The following is a 16,649-nucleotide window of genomic DNA, read 5'->3' as shown; positions in this document are numbered from 1 at the left end:
GTTCTTTTTGCCACGGCACCCGCCACCCGCCCGCCGTCCCCCAATTTTTTCCTGGCGAAGCACCAGGTAGCCACCCCCGACCCGAACAAACCCGCGCCTGCCCCCCCCCCCCCCGCGACGTCGACCGCACCCGGCATCACTGTGCCAAGCACCCTCACCCCCCACCGCTCCGAGGAACGCCCGCCATGCGAACCCGCCCGCTTCTCGCCGCCCTCGCCCTCTCCGTCGCGGCCGTCCTGCCCCTCGCCGCGCCCGCCGCCGCCCACGGCGACTCCGTCCACCTGGACCTCACCGGCCAGCAGAACGGCCACGTCAGCACCGTCGCCACTTGGGAGAACGACCGCGACCCGGTCACCGAGGAGTTCGCCGGCACGCTCTCCGCGACCGCCGCCGACGGCCGTGCCGTCGGCCCCTGGCGGCTGGTCGCCGTCCCGGGCAGGCCGGGGACGTACACCACTCGCGAGCTGCTGCCCGCCGGGCACTGGCGGGTGACCGTCGACTGCGCGTTCCCCTCCCTCGGCCACGCCGAGCGCGAATTCGACGTCGAGGCGGCCGCGATCACCGACCCGGCGCCGTTGGGCCTGAGCACGGAGTCCGCGCCCACCCCGGTGACGGCGGCGGCGACCACCGCCACCCCCGTCCACGAGACCACCGACAACGCCACCACGTGGGCCGCCATCGGCACGGCCACCGCGGCCGTCCTCATGGTCGCCGCCGGGTTCTGGCTCCGCCGCCGCGCGCGCGGCTGACCGCGGCGGCGCCTACTTCACGGCCTCGCCGGACTTCGCCCAGTTGTCGTGCAGGCGGTCCAGGTAGTCCTGCGCCTGCGGGCCGATCTTGACGCCCCTGGCGAAGGCCAGCATGTTGCCCGCGCCGGCGTTGTAGCCGAGGGCGAGCAGCTCGTTCTTGTTCAACGGCGCGCTCGGCCGGGCGGGCAGCTGCCCGGAGAGGTCGTGCAGGTGCCAGGCGGCGGCCTGGATCGCCAGGTTGCGGTCGTCCGGCAGCTCCTCCCACTGGCGGGAGGCGAACGGGCGGCCCGGCTTGGTGTCGTCGAAGGCGGCCCGGTGCATGTTGGCGATGCCGAAGGAGGCATCGGGCTTGTTGCGCTGCCAGGCCCGTTCGAGGTCCGGGTCGTGCGGTTTGTACGACTCGTTGTAGAGGATCGCCATCAGTAGCTGCGGATCGACCCCGGCCTCGGCGGCGTACTGGCGCACCGGGGCCGCGTAGTCGGCCGGGTCGTAGCGGCCGGAGGGCTTGGACGGCGCGGCGGAGGGCGCCCCGGCGGACGGCGCACCGGACGGGGCCGCGGCCGCCCCGCCCGCAGTGGCGGTGGGGGACGGCGAAGAGGACGCCGAGGTGTCGTGCCCGCCCCCGCGGACGATGCCCCACCCGGCCGCGACCAGGACGCCGATCACGAGCCAGCGCCCCCAGCGCGACCCCTTCTTCTCCTCGCTCACCGCTTCCGGCCCCTCCCCGTCCGCCCGTACCCTCGTTCGATCGCTGTACAGTCGATCGTGCCCCGCGGCAGGTCTATTCGGCGGGCTTCTGGTCCCCGTCGAGGTTGCGCAGGAAGTCCTTCGCCTTCTCGACGCCGGTGTCGATCTGCCCGCTGTACTTGCCGTCCGTGCGGTCGTCGATCACGTCGCCGACCTTCTCCAGGCCCTGCCCGAGCACGTCGCTGTGCTCGCGGGCGAGGTCGGTGGCCCTGCCCGCGAGGTTCTTCAGACTCTCAAACATGGTGACGCTCTGCTCCTCTGATGCGTTCCTGTTGGTGTGCCGACGTGGCGGGGATCATGGTCATCCTAACGACGGCCCACCGGACGGTCCGGCCCTGCCGAACGGCGGCGGGTGACTTTGCTGAAATGGGTTTGTATGCTCCAGCCCAACCTCTACAGATCTGTAGAAGTTGGGACCGCCGCAGGACGGAAGGCGTCCCGGCACGTGCGGTGGCGTGGTCGCGCCGCCGCAGCCGAAACGATCGAGGGAAGTGCGCATGGCCGGCCAGCGGGCGAGAACGCCGTACCAGGACGCGGGACCGCGCACCGAGGACCGCGCCGTGCCCGCCCAGCGCTCCCGTGCCGCCGGCGGCGGGGTGGCCGAGCAGGCCCGGGACGCCCGCGCCCAGCGCGCCGGGGCCCAGCGCGCCGGGGCCTCGCGCCGTAGGCAGCAGGCCCGTCGGCGCGGCGGACTGCTCGCGGCTCTGGCGGCGGTCGGGCTGCCGCTGCTCGGCGGGATCGCGGACCAGCTGGGCGGCCCCGGCGTCGGCATCCTCTTCGCGGTCGGCGCGGTGCTCGGCACGGCCGCCGCGGCCGCGCTGTGCAGCCGGACCGGCCGGTGGTGGGTGGTCTCCGCCGCCCCGATCGTGGTGCTGCTCACGGCCTCGGGCGTCGAGTACCTGTCGAACCCCGACAAGTACCAGGGCAAGGGCCTCGGCACCGGCGCGGTGCGCTGGGTGGTCGGGGCGTTCCCGGTGATGGCGGAGGCGGTGGCCGCCGCGCTGCTGGTCATCGTGATCCGGACCGTGCTCGACCGCCGCCGACCCGGCGGGGCCGCAGCCCCGAGCGGAAGGAGTCGCCGTGGCTGAGCGCGGCAACCGCCCCCGCCCCCGCGGCCGGACCCCGCGCCGCGGCGCCCCCCCGCTGACCGTGGCCGGTCGCACCCTGGCCTGCACCGTGTCGGCCGCCGTGCTCGGCGCCAGCGGCTTCACCTGGTACGAGTACCGCAGCCTGGACGACGGCATGGTCAAGTCCAGCGCGCTGAGCGAGGCCAAGAAGAACGCGCCGCCGCACCTGGACAAGTCCGTCAACCTGCTGCTGATCGGCCTGGACAGCCGCAAGGACATGGACGGCAACGACCTGCCCAAGCAGTTCGTCGAGGACGAACTGCACGCGGGCTCCAGCGAGATCGGCGGCTACAACACCAACGCCCTGATCGTGCTGCACATCCCGGCCAACGGCGGCAAGGTCACCGCGCTGTCCGTCCCGCGCGACGACTACGTGCAGACCGCTGGCGCCGACGGCAGGATGCACAAGATCAAGGAGGCCTACGGCATCGCCAAGGAGGCCGCCGAGGCGAAGCTCGCCGGCAAGGGCCTGTCCAAGGCGGAGCTGGAGCGGCAGAGCCGCGAGGCCGGGCGCTCGGCCACCATCCAGACCGTGCAGAGCTTCCTGGACGTCCCGATCGACCACTTCGCGGAAGTCAACCTGATCGGCTTCTACGACATCGCCAAGGCCGTCGAGCCGATCCAGGTCTGCCTCAACCACCCGGTCGACGATCCGATCATCGCCCGCACCGCCACCCACGAGGGCGGCGGCACCGGCCTCAAGCTGCCCGCCGGGATCAGCTCGCTCAACGCGGCCCAGGCGCTGTCCTTCGTCCGTCAGCGCCACCACCTCACCAACGGCGACCTCGACCGCACCCACCGGCAGCAGGCGTTCATCTCCTCCGTCGAGTACCGGCTCAAGCAGCAGGGCGTCCTCAACGACTTCGGGCAGATGCAGAAGCTGTTCGGGGTGGTGAAGAAGGACGTCGTCATCGACAACGAGTGGAACATCCTCGACTTCGCCCAGCAGGCGCCCAACCTCACCGGCGGCAACGTCGAGTTCAACACCCTGCCGATCGCCGGGTTCAAGACCATCGGCGGGCAGGAGGTCAACACCGTCAACCCGGACCTGATCAAGAAGATCGTCCGGCAGCTTTTCAACCGTGAACCGGCGCCCGCGGCCCCGGCCGCAGCCCCGAGCGAGGCCCCCGGCGAGACGGCCACCGCGACGCCCTCGCCCAGCGCCTCGCCCAGCGCCGCGCCCAAGTCCGTGGTGGACGTCAACGCGGCGGCGGGAGCGGGCGCGGCCTCCACCGAGTCCAAGGCGCTGGTCGAACTCGGCTACCAGGCGGGCCGGATCGGGGACGCACCCGCGCGGACCCGGGCGACGACGGTGACGTACGGCAGCGGCGCCAAGGCCGACGCCCAGCAGATCGCGGCCCGCTACGGGGTCACCGCCGTCCCGTCCTCCGCCGCCGCGGCGGGGCACGTCGTGGTCACGCTCGCCGCGGGCCGGACGCCGACGCCCACCCCGGCGACCCCCACCGTGGGAGCCTCGGGCTCGGCGGACGGCTCCACCGACCCGGCCGCGGGCCTGCCGATGCAGGGGCCGGCGGTGAAGGCGGGCGGGATTCCCTGCGTCGACTGAGTGTGGGGTCGGCCGGTCAGGGGCGCGAGGCCTTCTTACCGTGGACGGTGGCGTACTCGGCCGCCAGCCAGGGGCCGAGGTCGTCGATCAGCATGCCGAGGGCGGCGCGGTCGGTCGTGGGGGTGCGAGCGATCACGGCGGCGCGGCGCAACTGGGCGGCGCGGTCGGGGTAGTAGCCGGCGAAGGCCTCGGCAGAGGCGGCCAGGTCGCTGGTCCAGCCGCCCCAGCGGGGCATGACCAGGGTGAAGCCGGTACGGACGATCCGGCGGGAGACCGCGCGGCTGAGCGCCCTGAGCCCGGCGTCCGAGTCGGCGGCGGCCAGCCGTTCGCGCCAGCCGGGGAGGGCGAGCGCGAGGTCGCCGTTGGTCTCGCGGGCGAGCAGGGAGGTCGGGCGGTAGCGGGGGAGTCGCCCGGCGAGGTCCGCGCCGAGCAGCGGGGTGCACAGGCAGGCGACGAACCAGCCCAGGTCGTGGCGCTCCAGCTCGCTCAGCAGCGTGCCGGTGGAGAACAGGAGCACGCCGACGCCGTCGACCTGGGGGAAGGTGGCGTCCAGTCCGGCTCCGAGCGCGTCGGCCTCGGCGCGGTCGGCGGGGGTGGGCTCGTGGTGCAGGGCGAGCAGCAGGTCGAGGTCGGAGACGCCGGGGATCGCGGTGCCGCGCGGGATGCTGCCGTAGAGGTAGGCGCTGTGCAGCCGGGCCGGGTCGAAGGCGGCGGCGATCCGCTCCCTGGCGGTGTCGACCACCGCCGCGAACGCCGCGGGCACCCGCTCCAGCGAGCCCTCCCGCGCGATGTACCCGTCCCCGTCCAGTCCCCTGTCGATCATGGCGGCACTCTGCCCGCCCGAAGCGCGGTTGGCCAGCGAATATCCCCGAAGTCGAGGCCGGGTCGAATTGTCAGTGGGGCGTGCAAGCATCCATCGCACACGACACGAGTGGGGGTCGGTATGGGCACCTGGGGCATCGGCTCCTTCGACAACGACACCGCGGCGGATTTCGCGGGCGGCCTCGACGATGCCGCACCGGAGGCGCGGGCGGGACTCCTCCGGGCGGCGCTGGAGCGTGCCGCCCGGAATCCGGAGTACCTGGACGACGACGAGGGCGTGGCGGCCGTGGCCGCCGCCGCGCTGGTCGCCGCCCAGTGCCCGGGCGGCGCGGCGGTGGACGGCGCCTACGGCCCGGACGAGCCGATACCCCCGCTGCCCGTCGAGCTGCGCCCGCTCGCGGTGGCGGCGCTCGACCGGGTGGTGGCGGAGGAGTCCGAGCTCGCGGAGCTGTGGGGCGAGGCGGGGAACGGTCCAACGTGCCGGCGCGGGATACGGGCGCTGCGCGACGTCCTGGAGCCGGTTCCGCCGGCGCTGGACGTCCCGCTGTTCGAGCTCTGACCGGCGCTCAGGGCCTGGCCGCCGCCCACCAGTAGCCGAGCGCGGCGAGGCTGGTCGCGGCGCCGAGCAGACAGACGGCCGTCCAGCCGCCGTGGTCGTAGACGACGGCGGAGGCGATCGCGCCCCCCGCAGCCGGCGGAGTAGAGCAGCATGTGGCCTGCGGTCAGGCGGCTCCGGGCCTCGGGGCGGACCCGGTAGAGGAGGTGTTGGTTGATCACGTGTACGGACTGCAGGCCGTAGTCGATCACGACCATGGCGGGCACCAGCCGACAGAGAAGGGTCGGGCGCTGTTCCCGGTGATCACCGCGCTGCGGCAGTGGGGCGACCAGTGGTTCTTCGCCGAGGGCGAGCCCCGGGCCCGGCTGGTCGACCGCGCGTCGGGCGAGCCGGTCGCCCCGGTGGAGGTCCGGGCGGCGGATGGCCGGCTGCTCGGGCCGGAGGGCGCGAAGGTGCTGCTGCCCTGAGACGTGCCGCTGCCCCCGGCCGGGTTCGGACGGTGGCAGCGGGGTCGGGCGGGGTCAGGGAGTGGCGCCGGTCGTGGTGGGGGGCGTCGGCGCGGTGGCGGTCGACGTCGTGCCGGAACCCGTGGAGGTGCCCGCCGCGGTCGTGCCGGAACTGGTCGTCGTGGTCCTGTTGCTCGGCGACTGGGTGAGCGCCGAAGGGGCGGTGGACGCCGCCGTCGATGCGGCGGGGGTGTTCGTCGTCGCGGTCGTTCCCGGCGGCTTGGCCGAACTGGTCGAAGCCGAAGCAGAGCCGGTCCCCGCCGAGGCGCCGGAGGATGTGGCGCCGGAGGATGTGGCGCCCGAGGACTTGGCGCCCGAGGATGTCGCGCCGGACGAGGTCGCGCCCGAGGACGTGGCGCCGGACGAGGTCGCGCCCGAGGACGTGGCGCCCGAGGACGTCGTTCCAGGCGAGGTCGCTCCGGAGGACGTGGCTCCGGAGGACGTGGCGCCCGAGGACGTGGCTCCGGAGGACGTGGCGCCCGAGGACGTCGCACCGGACGAGGTCGGCCCCGAGGGACTCGCCTTCGAGGTGGTCGCCGAGCCCGGTCCTGACGTGGCGCGGGAGGTCGAGGAGGTCGGCGACGGCGTGCCGGGCTTCATCGGCCCTGGCGGCGGAACCCCCGGTGCCAGCGGCCCCTTCGGCGCCTCGACGTGCTTGTCCACCACGTCGATCCGTCCGGTCAGGCGGGCGAACCAGCCGCCCGTCTCGACGTTGACCAGGATGATCTCGGTCACCGGCCGCGGCGCCGGAACCACGACGATCAGGGTGGTCGGCTGGAAGCCCGGCCACGCGTGCCCGGTGTACTTGGCGTCGGAGACCAGTACCGGCGGCTTCAGCGGGTTGCCGCACGAGCAGCGCACCCGGGGCACGCCCTGGGAGTCCACCAGTACGGCGGTGCCGGCCTGGAGCGCCGACTGGTACTCGGTCACCGCGCCGCTCTTGTAGTTGTGGTTGGTCACCCGGGTGTCCACCCGCAGGTACGCCGAGGTGAGCGAGCGCAGGTAGGACGGGATCGCGGACTGGTCGATGCCCGCGGCGGAGGCCCAGGCCCGGCCGGTCTCGCCGGTGGAGACCATTCCGATCAGCCGCTCGGTGTCGCAGCTCGGCTTGGACACCGTCCCGGCGTAGAGCCCGTTCGAGGTCCCCTGAACGCTGTGCAGGGCGGCCGGGGACGTGCTGTGGCCGGACTGCCCGGCTTGCCCGGACTGCTGCGCCTGCGAGGTCGCCGGTGCGGGTGCCGGTGGAGTCACCGGCGTGGTTTCCACCGATGGGGTGAACGGGTCGGGGCCCGGATCGGCCGGCGCCTGCAGCGCGACCTCGTTCGCGGTCGGCAGGGTCTCGGTCTTGCCGCCGCCCTGGTTGTTGACGATCAGCACGGTGGCCACCACGGCCGCCGCCACCGTGGTGGCCGCCACCGCCAGGCCCCTGCCGGAGCGCCACCACGGCGTGTGCGGCCCGCGACCGGCACCGGCACTACCGCTGCCGCCACCATCCGAAGGCGGCCCGGACGGTCCGGAGCCGGGCGGGCCGGGCGGGCCCGATGGCGGCGGGGGTACGGACGGCGGTCCGGCCAGCGGGCCGGACGGCGGACCGGACGGAGGGCCGGACGGGGGCTCGCTCGGCGGGCCGGAGGGAGGCGGTTGGGGACTCATCGAGGCTCCGTTTCGCAGGCGGCCGGCGAGAACAGCCGGCACGGAAGCTCCTGCCACTGGGGTTCCATTTCTCCCCTGGTGCCCCGTTCGCCGCAACAGCAGGTTTCGGGGCCGTCGCCGAGCGTGCCCACCGGCGGTCGGTCAGGCTGGAACCCGACACCCCGGGGAGACCGGCGTCCGTGGGAGTCGAGTCCCCGGTACCGAACCGGCCCGCTCAGCCAGAGGAGGCGGCATGCAGCAGCCCACCACCCGGGCCGCGGGCCCGCCCGGCGTCGTACGCGGCTGGCTGGACGCGTTCGCCGTCGTGCTGGCCGGGCTGGTCGTGATGGCGGCAGTGGCCGCGCTCGGCCTCTGGCTGGCCGGTGCCGGGGACCTCCCCGAGGGTGGCTTCCCGTCCGTCCTCGCCGCGACGATGGCTCTCGCCGTCGGCGGATCCGTCCAACTCGACGGCGGCGCGGGCAGCTTCGCCGCCGTGGACGCCGGGGTCACCGCGATGCCGCTCACCGTCTCGTTGGTCGGCGCGGTCGCGATGGCCGAGGTGTTCCTGCGTCAACTGCGCTTCCGCGCGGTGGCCGGGGGCGGCGAACTGCTCGGCCGGATCGTCCGGACGGTGCTGCTCTGGGTGCTCGCCCTGGTGCTGATCACCGTCGTGGCCAAGCACACGTTCGTGATCCCACTCGGCGGCAGTCTGGCGCAGACCATCGGCGGCGCGCTCGGACTCACCCCGGAGGTCGGCTTCCATGCGGACGGCCCGACCACCATCGGCATCGGGCTGGCCTGGCTGCTGCTGGTGCTCGCGGCCGCCTTCGCGGTGTCCCGGCGGGCGCCGCTGCCGGGTGCCCTGCTGCGCTACCAACTCGCCGTCCGCCCGCCCGCGTTCGCACTCTGGATGGTGCTGCTGGCGTACGTGGTGATCGGCGCGGTGGCCGGGGCGCTCACCGCGATCGTGCACGGCAACGCCCGGCAGACCCTGGCCGTGGTGCTGCTCGCCCTGCCCGACCTGGCCTGGCTGGCCTTCGGCCTCGGGCTGGGCGCCCAGTGGCACGGACGGCTGGAGGGGGCGGTCGGCCTGCCCGTCCCCAATGCGCTCAGCTCGGTGCTGCGCGCCCCGAACGGGAGGGAGGCGACCATCGACCTCAGCACCCTGGCCGAGCACGACGCCCGCAGCTGGTGGCTGCTTCCGGTGGCCGCCGTCCTGCTGCTCGCCGCTGCCTTCCTCGCCGCCCACCGCTCCCCGCGCACCGTCCGGCTCTGGCAGCACGCCGTCCGCTTCGCTCTGGCCGCCGCCGTCACCATGCTGCTGGTCGGTCTGTGGACCGGGATCGACGCCGACTACGGGCTCTCCGTCCTGGGCGTCGGCCTCGGCCAGGGCGGCCTCGCCGATCTGCTCGGCACCGTGCTCGGCGGTAACAACCCGCTGGCCGGATTCGGTAGCGGCAGCCTGAGGCTGCGCCCGGCGCTGTGGACGGCCGTCCCGCTGGCGGCGGGCTGGGGGCTGCTCACCGGCGCGCTCGGCGCGCTGCTCGCGGCCCGGGTCCGGCACCGCGGCGAGCTGACGGAGAGCGGTGGCTGAGCCACTCGCGGGGAGGTGCCGGGCCGCTCCGGCGGGAGGTCAGATCGCCGCGGCGATCAGGATGACCGCGGCCGGGACGGCCTGGCCGAGGGCGCCCCGCCACAGCTTCGGCTCCGAAATGAACAGGGTGACCCCGCCCGCCACCATGAACGCGCCGATGTAGAGGATCACCGGCCGTCCCGACCCGGAGTGGCCGGTGTGCAGCAGGACCAGGCCGGCGACCAGCCCCAGGGCCAGGAACAGGTTGTAGAAGCCGACGTTGAAGCGCCACAGCCGGACCTCCGGGGCGTCCGCGGTGCTGCCGGTGAGCAGGTAGCGCACCCGTGGGTGCCCGTACAGGTAGCTCTCCAGCGGCCACACCACCAGGTGGATCGCGGCGGCGAGCATGGCGAAGACCTGGCTCACGGCGTTCATGGTCGGAGGCTTCCTCTCGGTCGCGGTGCGGCGTCAGGCTCGGTCCCGGGGCGGCGGGTGGACCACCGGCGCGGCCCAGGCGGGCGGCTCCGGCACCCGGACGATGCCCGGATCGACCGCCGGGACCACCTGGGTAGGCGGCCCGTTCCCGCCCCACGGGGCGGGGACGGTGGCCGCGCGCAGCTCGGCGACGAACTGCAGGCAGCTGGCGTACCGCTCCCCGGGCGCCTTGGAGAGCGCCCGGGCCACCGCGGCCTCAACCGCCGCCGGCAGGTCCGGCCGGTGCTCGCGCAGGAGCGGCGGCGGGTCGTTGAGGTGGGCCCAGAGCAGCGCGAGGTCGCTCTCCCGGCGGAACGGCGGGGTGCCGGCGAGCATCTCGAAGACCACGCAGGCGAGGGCGTACTGGTCGCAGCGCCCGTCCAGCGGCTTGCCGGAGATCTGCTCGGGCGCCGCGTAGTCCAGCGTCCCGACGATCTGGCCGACGCTGGTCAGCCCGCTGAGCGAGAGCGACTTCTTGGTGAGACCGAAGTCCGCCAGGTACAGGTGCTCGGGGTGCTCGCTGTCCGTCCCGGCGGCGACCAGCACATTGCCCGGCTTGACGTCCCGGTGCACCAGGTCGTGGTCGTGGGCCGCGTCCAGCGCGGAGGCGATCTGCAGCGCCAGCCGCGCGGCGCGCTCGATCGGGAAGGGGCTGCCCCGGTCGATCAGGGCACGCAGGTCACCGCCGTCGACGTAGCGCATGGCGATGAAGAGGATGCCGTCGTGCTCTCCGGCCTCGAAGATCGGCACGATGTGGGGGTGGTCGATCGCCGCCGCCGCCTCCGACTCGTGCATGAACCGCCGCCGGAACACCTCGTTGCGGGCCAGTTCCGGGGCCAGCAGCTTGACCGCGACGGTCCGGCCCAGCCGCAGGTCCTTGGCCCGGTAGACCACGGCCATCCCGCCGCGCCCGATCTCGCCCTCCAGCCGGTAGCCCGCGACCTTCCGCCCGACCAGGCCCGCGGGCAGGCCGGGTGCGGAGGTCCGGTCGGCGGGGATCACAGCTCACCGGTCCGGGTGGGCTCGTACGGGCTGTGCACCGGCGCGGGCGTCTGCCCAGGCCTGGGCCCAGACGCAGGCGCAGGCCCAGAGGCGGCGGTCGCGGGCGCCCGCTGCGGAGCCGGTTGCGGCGTGGGCCGGTCGGTGGCCGCGTACGTCTGCAGCTGCAGCCCGTCGCAGTAGCACCAGCGGTCGTGCACCGGGTCGAACACCCAGAGCGCCTCGCCGTCCGCCACCAGGCCGAGCCGCAGCCCGCGGGTCCGCTCCCGGAAGGACTCCAGGTCCAAGGTGCCCGCTGCGAGGTCCTCCAGCAGGGCCCGGTAGTGGGCCAGCGCCGTCTCGGCCTCGGCGAGGGCCGGGCGCGGGTCGGCGGTCCGCGCGGGCGGGCCGCCGACGGTGGGCGGCGGTTGTGGGAGGGCGACCAGTAGACGGGCGTCCACCCAGGTGGTCCAGCCGTTGGAGCAGAGCACCTGCGCCCAGTCACCCTGGTTCGCGATCAGCCGCACCGGGAGCAGCGGGTCCAGCCGGGCGGAGGGCCGCGCCGGGTCCGGGGCTGCCCAGGTCGCCATCCCGCTCGGCGGGGCGACGTGGGTGGGGCTGAACGCGTACTCGTCCATGGGCGGCCGCATTTCCTCCGCCGCGCGAGCCGGAGCCGGGGGCAGGGGCTGCGCGCGGCACTCGCACCACAGGTCGTTTCCACTCTACCGGCGGAGGCCGGGGCGGCTACTTGCGCATGATCGCCGGCTCGTGCCGCCGCAGCAGCGCGAGCACCACCAGCCCGTATACCGCCGCGAGGACGGGCAACGCGACCATGCTGGCCACCCACCCGGCGCGCTCGTGGCGGAACATCGGGTCCGCGGTGATCGGGGTCGCGACGGTGAGCCGGCTCAGGTCGACCGTGCGGGCCATGGCCGACAGGCCCCACCGGGACGGCCACAACCAGGCGAACTGCTCCAGGCCGGGCACGCCGTGCAGCTTGAGCATCAGGCCGCTGAAGACGATCTGGATGATGGCGAGGAGCACCAGCAGCGGCATCGTGCTCTCCTCCTTGTCGACGAGCGCGGAGACCACCAGGCCGAGCATCATCGCCGTGAACGCGAGCAGCGCGACTGCGATGATCAGCTCGGGCAGCTGGGGCATCAGCACGCCGGTGGTCACCGGCGGCGGCGCGTTCGGCCGCGCCTGCGCGGAGAGCGTGACCCCGGCCAGGCCGACCACGGTCAGCACTGCGGCCTGAGCGACCGTGATCGCGCCGAGCACCACCACCTTCGAGGCCAGGTAGGCCGACCTGGACAGCCCGACCACGCGTTCCCGCCGGTAGATCGCGCGCTCCTTGACCACCTCGCGCACCGAGTTGGCCGAGCCGGTGAGCACCCCGCCGAGGCAGAGCGTGAGCAGGCAGTTGATGGCGTTCTCCTCGGTGAGCTGTGACCCGGCCATCACCCGGCACATCAGGCCGATGATGAACGGCAGCGCGATCATCACGGTGAGGAACAGCCGGTCGGCGGCGAGCACCGCGGCGTACCGGCGCACCAGGGTGCTCAGCTGGGAGAGCCAGCTCTGCGGTTTCTCGTGACCGATGGTCGGAGCGGATGCCACGGGTGGGCGCGGCAGGTGCGCCGCTTCGGCCGTCACGTACCGCCGGTACTGCGGCGAGGCGCGGAAACGCTGCTGGCAGACGCCCTCGGAGTCGCTCTCGAACGCCTCGAAGGCCTCCGGCCACTCCTCGTGGCCGAAGTACGCCAGCGCCTCGGTCGGCGGCCCGTAGTAGGCGGTCCGGCCGCCGGGGGCGAGCACCAGCAGGCGGTCGCACACGTTGAGGCTCAGCACGCTGTGCGTCACCACGACGACCGTACGGCCGTCATCGGCCAGTCCGCGCAGCATGTGCATCACCGAGCGCTCCATGCCCGGGTCCAGGCCGGAGGTCGGCTCGTCGAGGAAGAGCAGCGAGGGCTTGGTGAGCAGCTCCAGCGCGATGCTGACCCGCTTGCGCTGGCCGCCGGAGAGGCTGGCGATCACCTGCCCCTCCCGGTCGTCCAGGCCCAGTTCGTGGATCACTTCGGAAACCCGGGCCTCGCGCTCGTCCTTCGCGGTGTCGTCGGGGAAGCGCAGCTCGGCGGCGTAGGACAGGGCGCGGCGGACGGTCAGCTGGGTGTGCAGGATGTCGTCCTGCGGGACGAGACCGATCCTTCGCCGCAGCTCCGCGTAGTCGCGGTACAGGTCGCGCCCGTCGTACAGCACGGTGCCCTGGTCGGCGGGGCGCAGCCCGGTGAGTGCGTTGAGCAGGGTGGACTTTCCCGCGCCGCTCGGGCCGGCCACCGCGAGCAGCGCCTTCTCGGCGAGCGGGAAGCCGACGTCGTCCAGCAGTACCTTGTGGTTCGGGCCGACCCGTACGACCAGGTGCTGGACGTCGAGCGAGATCTCGCCGGTGTCGGTGTACTCGACCAGCCGGCCGTCGACCAGCCAGAAAGCGGAGTGGCCGATGCCGACGATGTCGGCCGGGCCGACCGGGGCGCGCCTGACCGGACGGCCGTTGAGGTAGGTGCCGTTGTGGCTGTCCAGGTCGACGATCTCGTGGCCGCCGCCCGGCAGTTCGCGCAGCTCGGCGTGGTGCCGGGAGACCACCAGGTCGTCCAGCACCAGACCGTTGTCGTCCGAGCGCCCGATCCGTACGGTGTGGCTGGGCAGTTGGAGGACGGCGCTCGGGCTGCGGAAGACGCCGGAGGACCGCGGGGCGAGCAGGACGGTGCGATCGCCCGGGGCGGGGCCGGGCAGCCCGGCGAAGGTCGCGGACGGGCCGGTGGCCGGATCGCCGAAGCGCAGCCGGGTGCCGGGGCCGACGTCCTCGCGGCTGATCCGCTGGCCCTGGTCGTAGGTGCCGTTGGTGCTGCCGACGTCCTCCAGCAGCCAGTGGCCCGCGGCGGTGCGCAGCACCGCGTGGTGCCAGGAGACCCGGGGGTCGTCCAGCACGATCTCGCTGGTCGGATCGCGGCCGAGGTGGTAGGCCCGGGTCGGGTCGATCAGCTGGGAGCCGCGGTCGGTGACCAGCATGAGGGGCGGCGCGGTGGGCGCGCCAGGGCGCTCTCCCATGGTGTGCATTCTATCGTCGGTGCCCGTGAACTGCCCTTCCGGATGGCGGGATTGGACTGGACCACTGTCGTGGCGCAGCGTGGCGTGGTACCACCGTTCGGCGCGCCCGCACATCGAGCCTGGGGAACCCATGAGCATCTGGCCGCAGTTGCGCCGGTCCCGGACCGTCCGAGCGGACGGCGGCCCGCTGGTTCCCCTTCGAGGAGGCGGACTTCGTCGCGGAGACCGTCGCCCGGCCGGCCGTGCTCACCCGAACGAGGGGGCGCGGGTGGCCGCGAGTGGACTCACCCCAACGGGTCCTCGGCCTCCTCGTCGAGCCCCCACGGCAGGTCCCATGAACACGCCGAGGTCGCCCCCGAGGTGAGCTCCCACGGGTTCGGCACCTCCTCCTCGCCCTCGCCCTCCCCGCCCTGCAACGGCAGCCGGTCGATCACCGCGATCAGCGCGGGCGGCAGCTGCGGCGCGAGCCCCCGGTGCACCCGGGAGAGGATGTCGCGCCGCACGTCCTCCGGCAGCAGCGGCCTGCTCATCCGCAACGGCCTTGGCGCGGGCTGGCGTTCGGCCGTCGACAGCTGCTCCGACCAGGCCCGCCAGTAGTCCGCGTCGTCGGTCTCGCCGAGCTTGAGGTGGTGCAGATGCAGGCAGTACGCGGCCGTTCCGCTGCCCGAGCCGGCCGCGAACCGCCACCAGAACTCGGCGCCCTCCTCCTTGCCGGTGGCGTACAGCAGCGCGCCGAACACCTCCGCCCCCTCCGGCTGGATGCGGCGCGCATTGACCAGCAGGTCCAACCCCTGGGAGGCGCACGGCGCGCCCAGCACCAGGGCGACCACCAGGCCGAGTTCGAAGGCGGCCTGCTCGTGCTCCGAGGGCAGGTGGACCGGGGCGGCCGTCAACCGGGCCTGCCGGAGGGCGGCGATCCGCTCGGCATTGGCGCGTTCGACTCGGGGCACGTGGAAGACCGCGCGCCTCCCGTCGGCGGCGCACGCCCCACTCGGTGTCCGTTCCTCGCGGTCGGTGGTCACAGATCGGCTCCCCGGTCGGGCAGTTCACGCACCCCGAGCCGGCGTGCCAGCCGTTCCCGGGCGTGCCGGAGGTTGGAGTGCACCGTCGCCACCGGCCGTCCCAGGTATGCGGCGATCACCTTGGCGTGCAGGCCCAGCAGATAGCGCAGGATCACCACATCCCGTTGCCGGTCGGGCAGTTCGAGGATCGCCGCGTACAGCCGGACCTCGTCCGCCTCGCTGTGCAACAGCCCGTCGGCGACCCGCTTGAACGCCCCGATCACGGCCGCGAAGGTGACCGCCTCCACCTCCACCGGCTCCTCGGCGGCCACCCAGTCCGCGACGTGCCGGGTGGCCAGCCGCCAGGCGTACGCCGCCGGTTCCTCGAACCGCAGCACCTGCGGCCAGGAGCGGGCCAGGTCGGCCTTGACCGCCTCGACCACCAGTGCGGCGTCGGCCTGGCTGCCTATCCGGGTCAACGCGAGGGCGTGCCAAGCGGGTTGGTTCGTCTCGCAGAAGGCGGCATAGGTGAGGTCCAGGCGCAAGCCGAGTTCCGCTTCGGTCACCCACCGCACCTCGGTCCCGTCGGTGTGGTCCACCGCCGTCCCGCCCCGGTGTCCGCGCACGGGGGCACCCCTGTCGATCGTCATCGAGCCTGCTTTCCGTGGCCGTCGGCTGCTCGCCGTGCCACCCGAGGGTCGGGCTGTCTGAGCCCATCCTCATTCCATCAGGCCTGTCACTCCAGGCTGCAAACAGAATACTGATTGTCATCTCATGGGATCTGCTGAGAGGTTGAGCCATGGCGGGAGACGATTGGCCCCCGGATACGGTGGGCAGAGCAATTCGGACGTTGTCCGCGATGCCGAGGGGGAGCGCGATGAGTCTCTACGACGGGGTCGACCTGCGGCTGAACGTGCCGCATTCGGCCCGGATGTACGACTACTACCTCGGTGGCTTCACCAACTTCGCCGCCGACCGCGAGGCCGCCGGTCACGTCCTGGCGATCGCGCCCTGGGTGCGCGACGCCGCCCGGGCCAACCGCTCCTTCGTACACCGCTCGACCCGCGCCCTCGCCCTGGCCGGCATCGACCAGTTCCTCGACATCGGCACCGGCATCCCCACCTCACCCAACCTGCACGAGGTCGCCCAGAGCGTCGAACCGCGCGCCCGGGTCGTCTACGCCGACAACGACCCGATCGTGCTCACCCACGCCCAGGCCCTGCTGGCCGGCGCCCCCGAGGGGCGCACCGCCTACGTCGAGGCGGACGTCACCGACCCGGCCGGCCTGCTCGCCGCCCCGGGCCTGCGCGACACCATCGACTTCAGTCGCCCGGTCGCGCTCTCCCTCAACGCCCTGCTCCACTTCGTCCCCGATGCCCACGGCGCATACGAGCTGGTCGAACACCTCAAGTCCGCCCTCGCCCCGGGTAGCGCCCTGGTGATGACCCACCTCACCGTGGAGTTCGCCCCCGAGGAGATGGGGCGGGTCGTCGGCATCTACCAGGCCGCCGGCACCGCCCTCCAGGCCCGCACCCGCGTCGAGTTCGCCCGCTTCTTCGACGGCTGGACCCTGCTGCCCCCGGGTATCGTCCCGGCTCCGCAGTGGCGGCCCACGGCCGACGACCCGGCCGTCTCGGCCTCCGACGCCTCCGGGTACGCGGGCGTGGCGCTGCGGCCCTGAACCCGCCCGCCCCGGTTTCCTTCCTGCTGACGAATGGCTGCTCCCGTCGCGACGGCGACGGCGACGGCCGCCGCTCCCGACACCACGACCGCCTCGCCAGTGCACCCCCGCCACCCCGGGCCCAG

At 73.7% G+C, this 16,649-nt stretch carries 17 protein-coding genes; 7 read left to right on the top strand and 10 right to left on the bottom strand.

What is annotated here, in order from left to right; all coding sequences use genetic code 11:
* Nucleotides 1–185: 185 nt before the first annotated feature.
* The gene (locus ACFQ87_RS08855; RefSeq protein WP_380609911.1) at nt 186–749 is read left to right on the top strand and encodes a hypothetical protein; all 564 of its coding nucleotides are present in this window, start codon (nt 186–188) and stop codon (nt 747–749) included.
* A 12-nt stretch (nt 750–761) separates the two neighbouring features.
* On the opposite strand, the gene ACFQ87_RS08850 is transcribed toward ACFQ87_RS08855, so the two are convergent.
* Nucleotides 762–1,457, bottom strand: a complete 696-nt coding sequence (locus ACFQ87_RS08850; RefSeq protein ID WP_380609910.1) for a transglycosylase SLT domain-containing protein — start codon at nt 1,455–1,457, stop codon at nt 762–764.
* Nucleotides 1,458–1,530: 73 nt separating this feature from the next.
* The gene (locus ACFQ87_RS08845; RefSeq protein ID WP_380609909.1) at nt 1,531–1,737 is read right to left on the bottom strand and encodes an antitoxin; all 207 of its coding nucleotides are present in this window, start codon (nt 1,735–1,737) and stop codon (nt 1,531–1,533) included.
* Between the two features lie 256 nt (nt 1,738–1,993).
* Here ACFQ87_RS08845 and ACFQ87_RS08840 point away from each other — a divergent pair, with 256 nt between their 5' ends.
* Together ACFQ87_RS08840 and ACFQ87_RS08835 are read left to right on the top strand one after the other, a co-directional pair.
* Nucleotides 1,994–2,584 (top strand): DUF6542 domain-containing protein, encoded by a 591-nt coding sequence (locus ACFQ87_RS08840; RefSeq protein ID WP_380609908.1) that lies wholly within the window; start codon nt 1,994–1,996, stop codon nt 2,582–2,584.
* Nucleotides 2,577–4,190 (top strand): LCP family protein, encoded by a 1,614-nt coding sequence (locus ACFQ87_RS08835; protein WP_380609907.1) that lies wholly within the window; start codon nt 2,577–2,579, stop codon nt 4,188–4,190. Before ACFQ87_RS08840 ends, ACFQ87_RS08835 begins: the two co-directional genes overlap by 8 nt.
* A 16-nt stretch (nt 4,191–4,206) precedes the next feature.
* Here the strand turns inward: ACFQ87_RS08835 and ACFQ87_RS08830 are convergent, their stop codons facing one another.
* Entirely contained in the window at nt 4,207–5,013 is an 807-nt protein-coding gene (locus ACFQ87_RS08830) for a nucleotidyltransferase (RefSeq protein WP_380609906.1), read from the bottom strand.
* A 120-nt stretch (nt 5,014–5,133) separates the two neighbouring features.
* Between ACFQ87_RS08830 and ACFQ87_RS08825 the strand changes: the two genes are divergently transcribed.
* Both ACFQ87_RS08825 and ACFQ87_RS08820 read left to right on the top strand, forming a co-directional pair.
* Nucleotides 5,134–5,571: a DUF4259 domain-containing protein gene (locus ACFQ87_RS08825; RefSeq protein ID WP_380609905.1), complete on the top strand. Its 438-nt coding sequence runs from the start codon at nt 5,134–5,136 to the stop codon at nt 5,569–5,571.
* A gap of 206 nt (nt 5,572–5,777) precedes the next feature.
* Nucleotides 5,778–6,035 (top strand): hypothetical protein, encoded by a 258-nt coding sequence (locus ACFQ87_RS08820; RefSeq protein ID WP_380609904.1) that lies wholly within the window; start codon nt 5,778–5,780, stop codon nt 6,033–6,035.
* Between the two features lie 54 nt (nt 6,036–6,089).
* Here the strand turns inward: ACFQ87_RS08820 and ACFQ87_RS08815 are convergent, their stop codons facing one another.
* Nucleotides 6,090–7,490, bottom strand: a complete 1,401-nt coding sequence (locus tag ACFQ87_RS08815; protein ID WP_380609903.1) for a DUF6777 domain-containing protein — start codon at nt 7,488–7,490, stop codon at nt 6,090–6,092.
* A 469-nt stretch (nt 7,491–7,959) separates the two neighbouring features.
* On the opposite strand from ACFQ87_RS08815, the gene ACFQ87_RS08810 reads away from it, so the two are divergent.
* A complete protein-coding gene (locus ACFQ87_RS08810; RefSeq protein WP_380609902.1) occupies nt 7,960–9,300 on the top strand; it encodes a streptophobe family protein in 1,341 nt (446 codons plus the stop codon).
* Nucleotides 9,301–9,339: 39 nt separating this feature from the next.
* On the opposite strand, the gene ACFQ87_RS08805 is transcribed toward ACFQ87_RS08810, so the two are convergent.
* The 6 genes from ACFQ87_RS08805 to ACFQ87_RS08780 all read right to left on the bottom strand — a co-directional run bounded on the left by ACFQ87_RS08805 (nt 9,340) and on the right by ACFQ87_RS08780 (nt 15,493).
* On the bottom strand, nt 9,340–9,714 hold the full coding sequence (locus ACFQ87_RS08805) for a DUF1304 family protein (RefSeq protein WP_380609901.1): 375 nt from the start codon (nt 9,712–9,714) through the stop codon (nt 9,340–9,342).
* A gap of 33 nt (nt 9,715–9,747) precedes the next feature.
* Nucleotides 9,748–10,755, bottom strand: a complete 1,008-nt coding sequence (locus tag ACFQ87_RS08800) for a serine/threonine-protein kinase (protein WP_380609900.1) — start codon at nt 10,753–10,755, stop codon at nt 9,748–9,750.
* Nucleotides 10,752–11,369 (bottom strand): hypothetical protein, encoded by a 618-nt coding sequence (locus ACFQ87_RS08795; protein WP_380609899.1) that lies wholly within the window; start codon nt 11,367–11,369, stop codon nt 10,752–10,754. Before ACFQ87_RS08795 ends, ACFQ87_RS08800 begins: the two co-directional genes overlap by 4 nt.
* 106 nt (nt 11,370–11,475) lie before the next feature.
* Entirely contained in the window at nt 11,476–13,842 is a 2,367-nt protein-coding gene (locus ACFQ87_RS08790) for an ATP-binding cassette domain-containing protein (protein ID WP_380609898.1), read from the bottom strand.
* Between the two features lie 284 nt (nt 13,843–14,126).
* On the bottom strand, nt 14,127–14,864 hold the full coding sequence (locus tag ACFQ87_RS08785) for a hypothetical protein (protein WP_380609897.1): 738 nt from the start codon (nt 14,862–14,864) through the stop codon (nt 14,127–14,129).
* Nucleotides 14,861–15,493, bottom strand: coding sequence for an RNA polymerase sigma factor (locus ACFQ87_RS08780; RefSeq protein WP_380609896.1), 633 nt, complete (start codon nt 15,491–15,493; stop codon nt 14,861–14,863). Before ACFQ87_RS08780 ends, ACFQ87_RS08785 begins: the two co-directional genes overlap by 4 nt.
* A 227-nt stretch (nt 15,494–15,720) precedes the next feature.
* On the opposite strand from ACFQ87_RS08780, the gene ACFQ87_RS08775 reads away from it, so the two are divergent.
* Entirely contained in the window at nt 15,721–16,524 is an 804-nt protein-coding gene (locus ACFQ87_RS08775; RefSeq protein WP_380609895.1) for an SAM-dependent methyltransferase, read from the top strand.
* The last annotated feature ends 125 nt before the right edge of the window (nt 16,525–16,649 follow it).

The organism is Kitasatospora sp. NPDC056531 (assembly GCF_042794375.1).
Classification (GTDB): domain Bacteria; phylum Actinomycetota; class Actinomycetes; order Streptomycetales; family Streptomycetaceae; genus Kitasatospora.
This window is presented reverse-complemented; position numbering and strand designations above follow the sequence as displayed.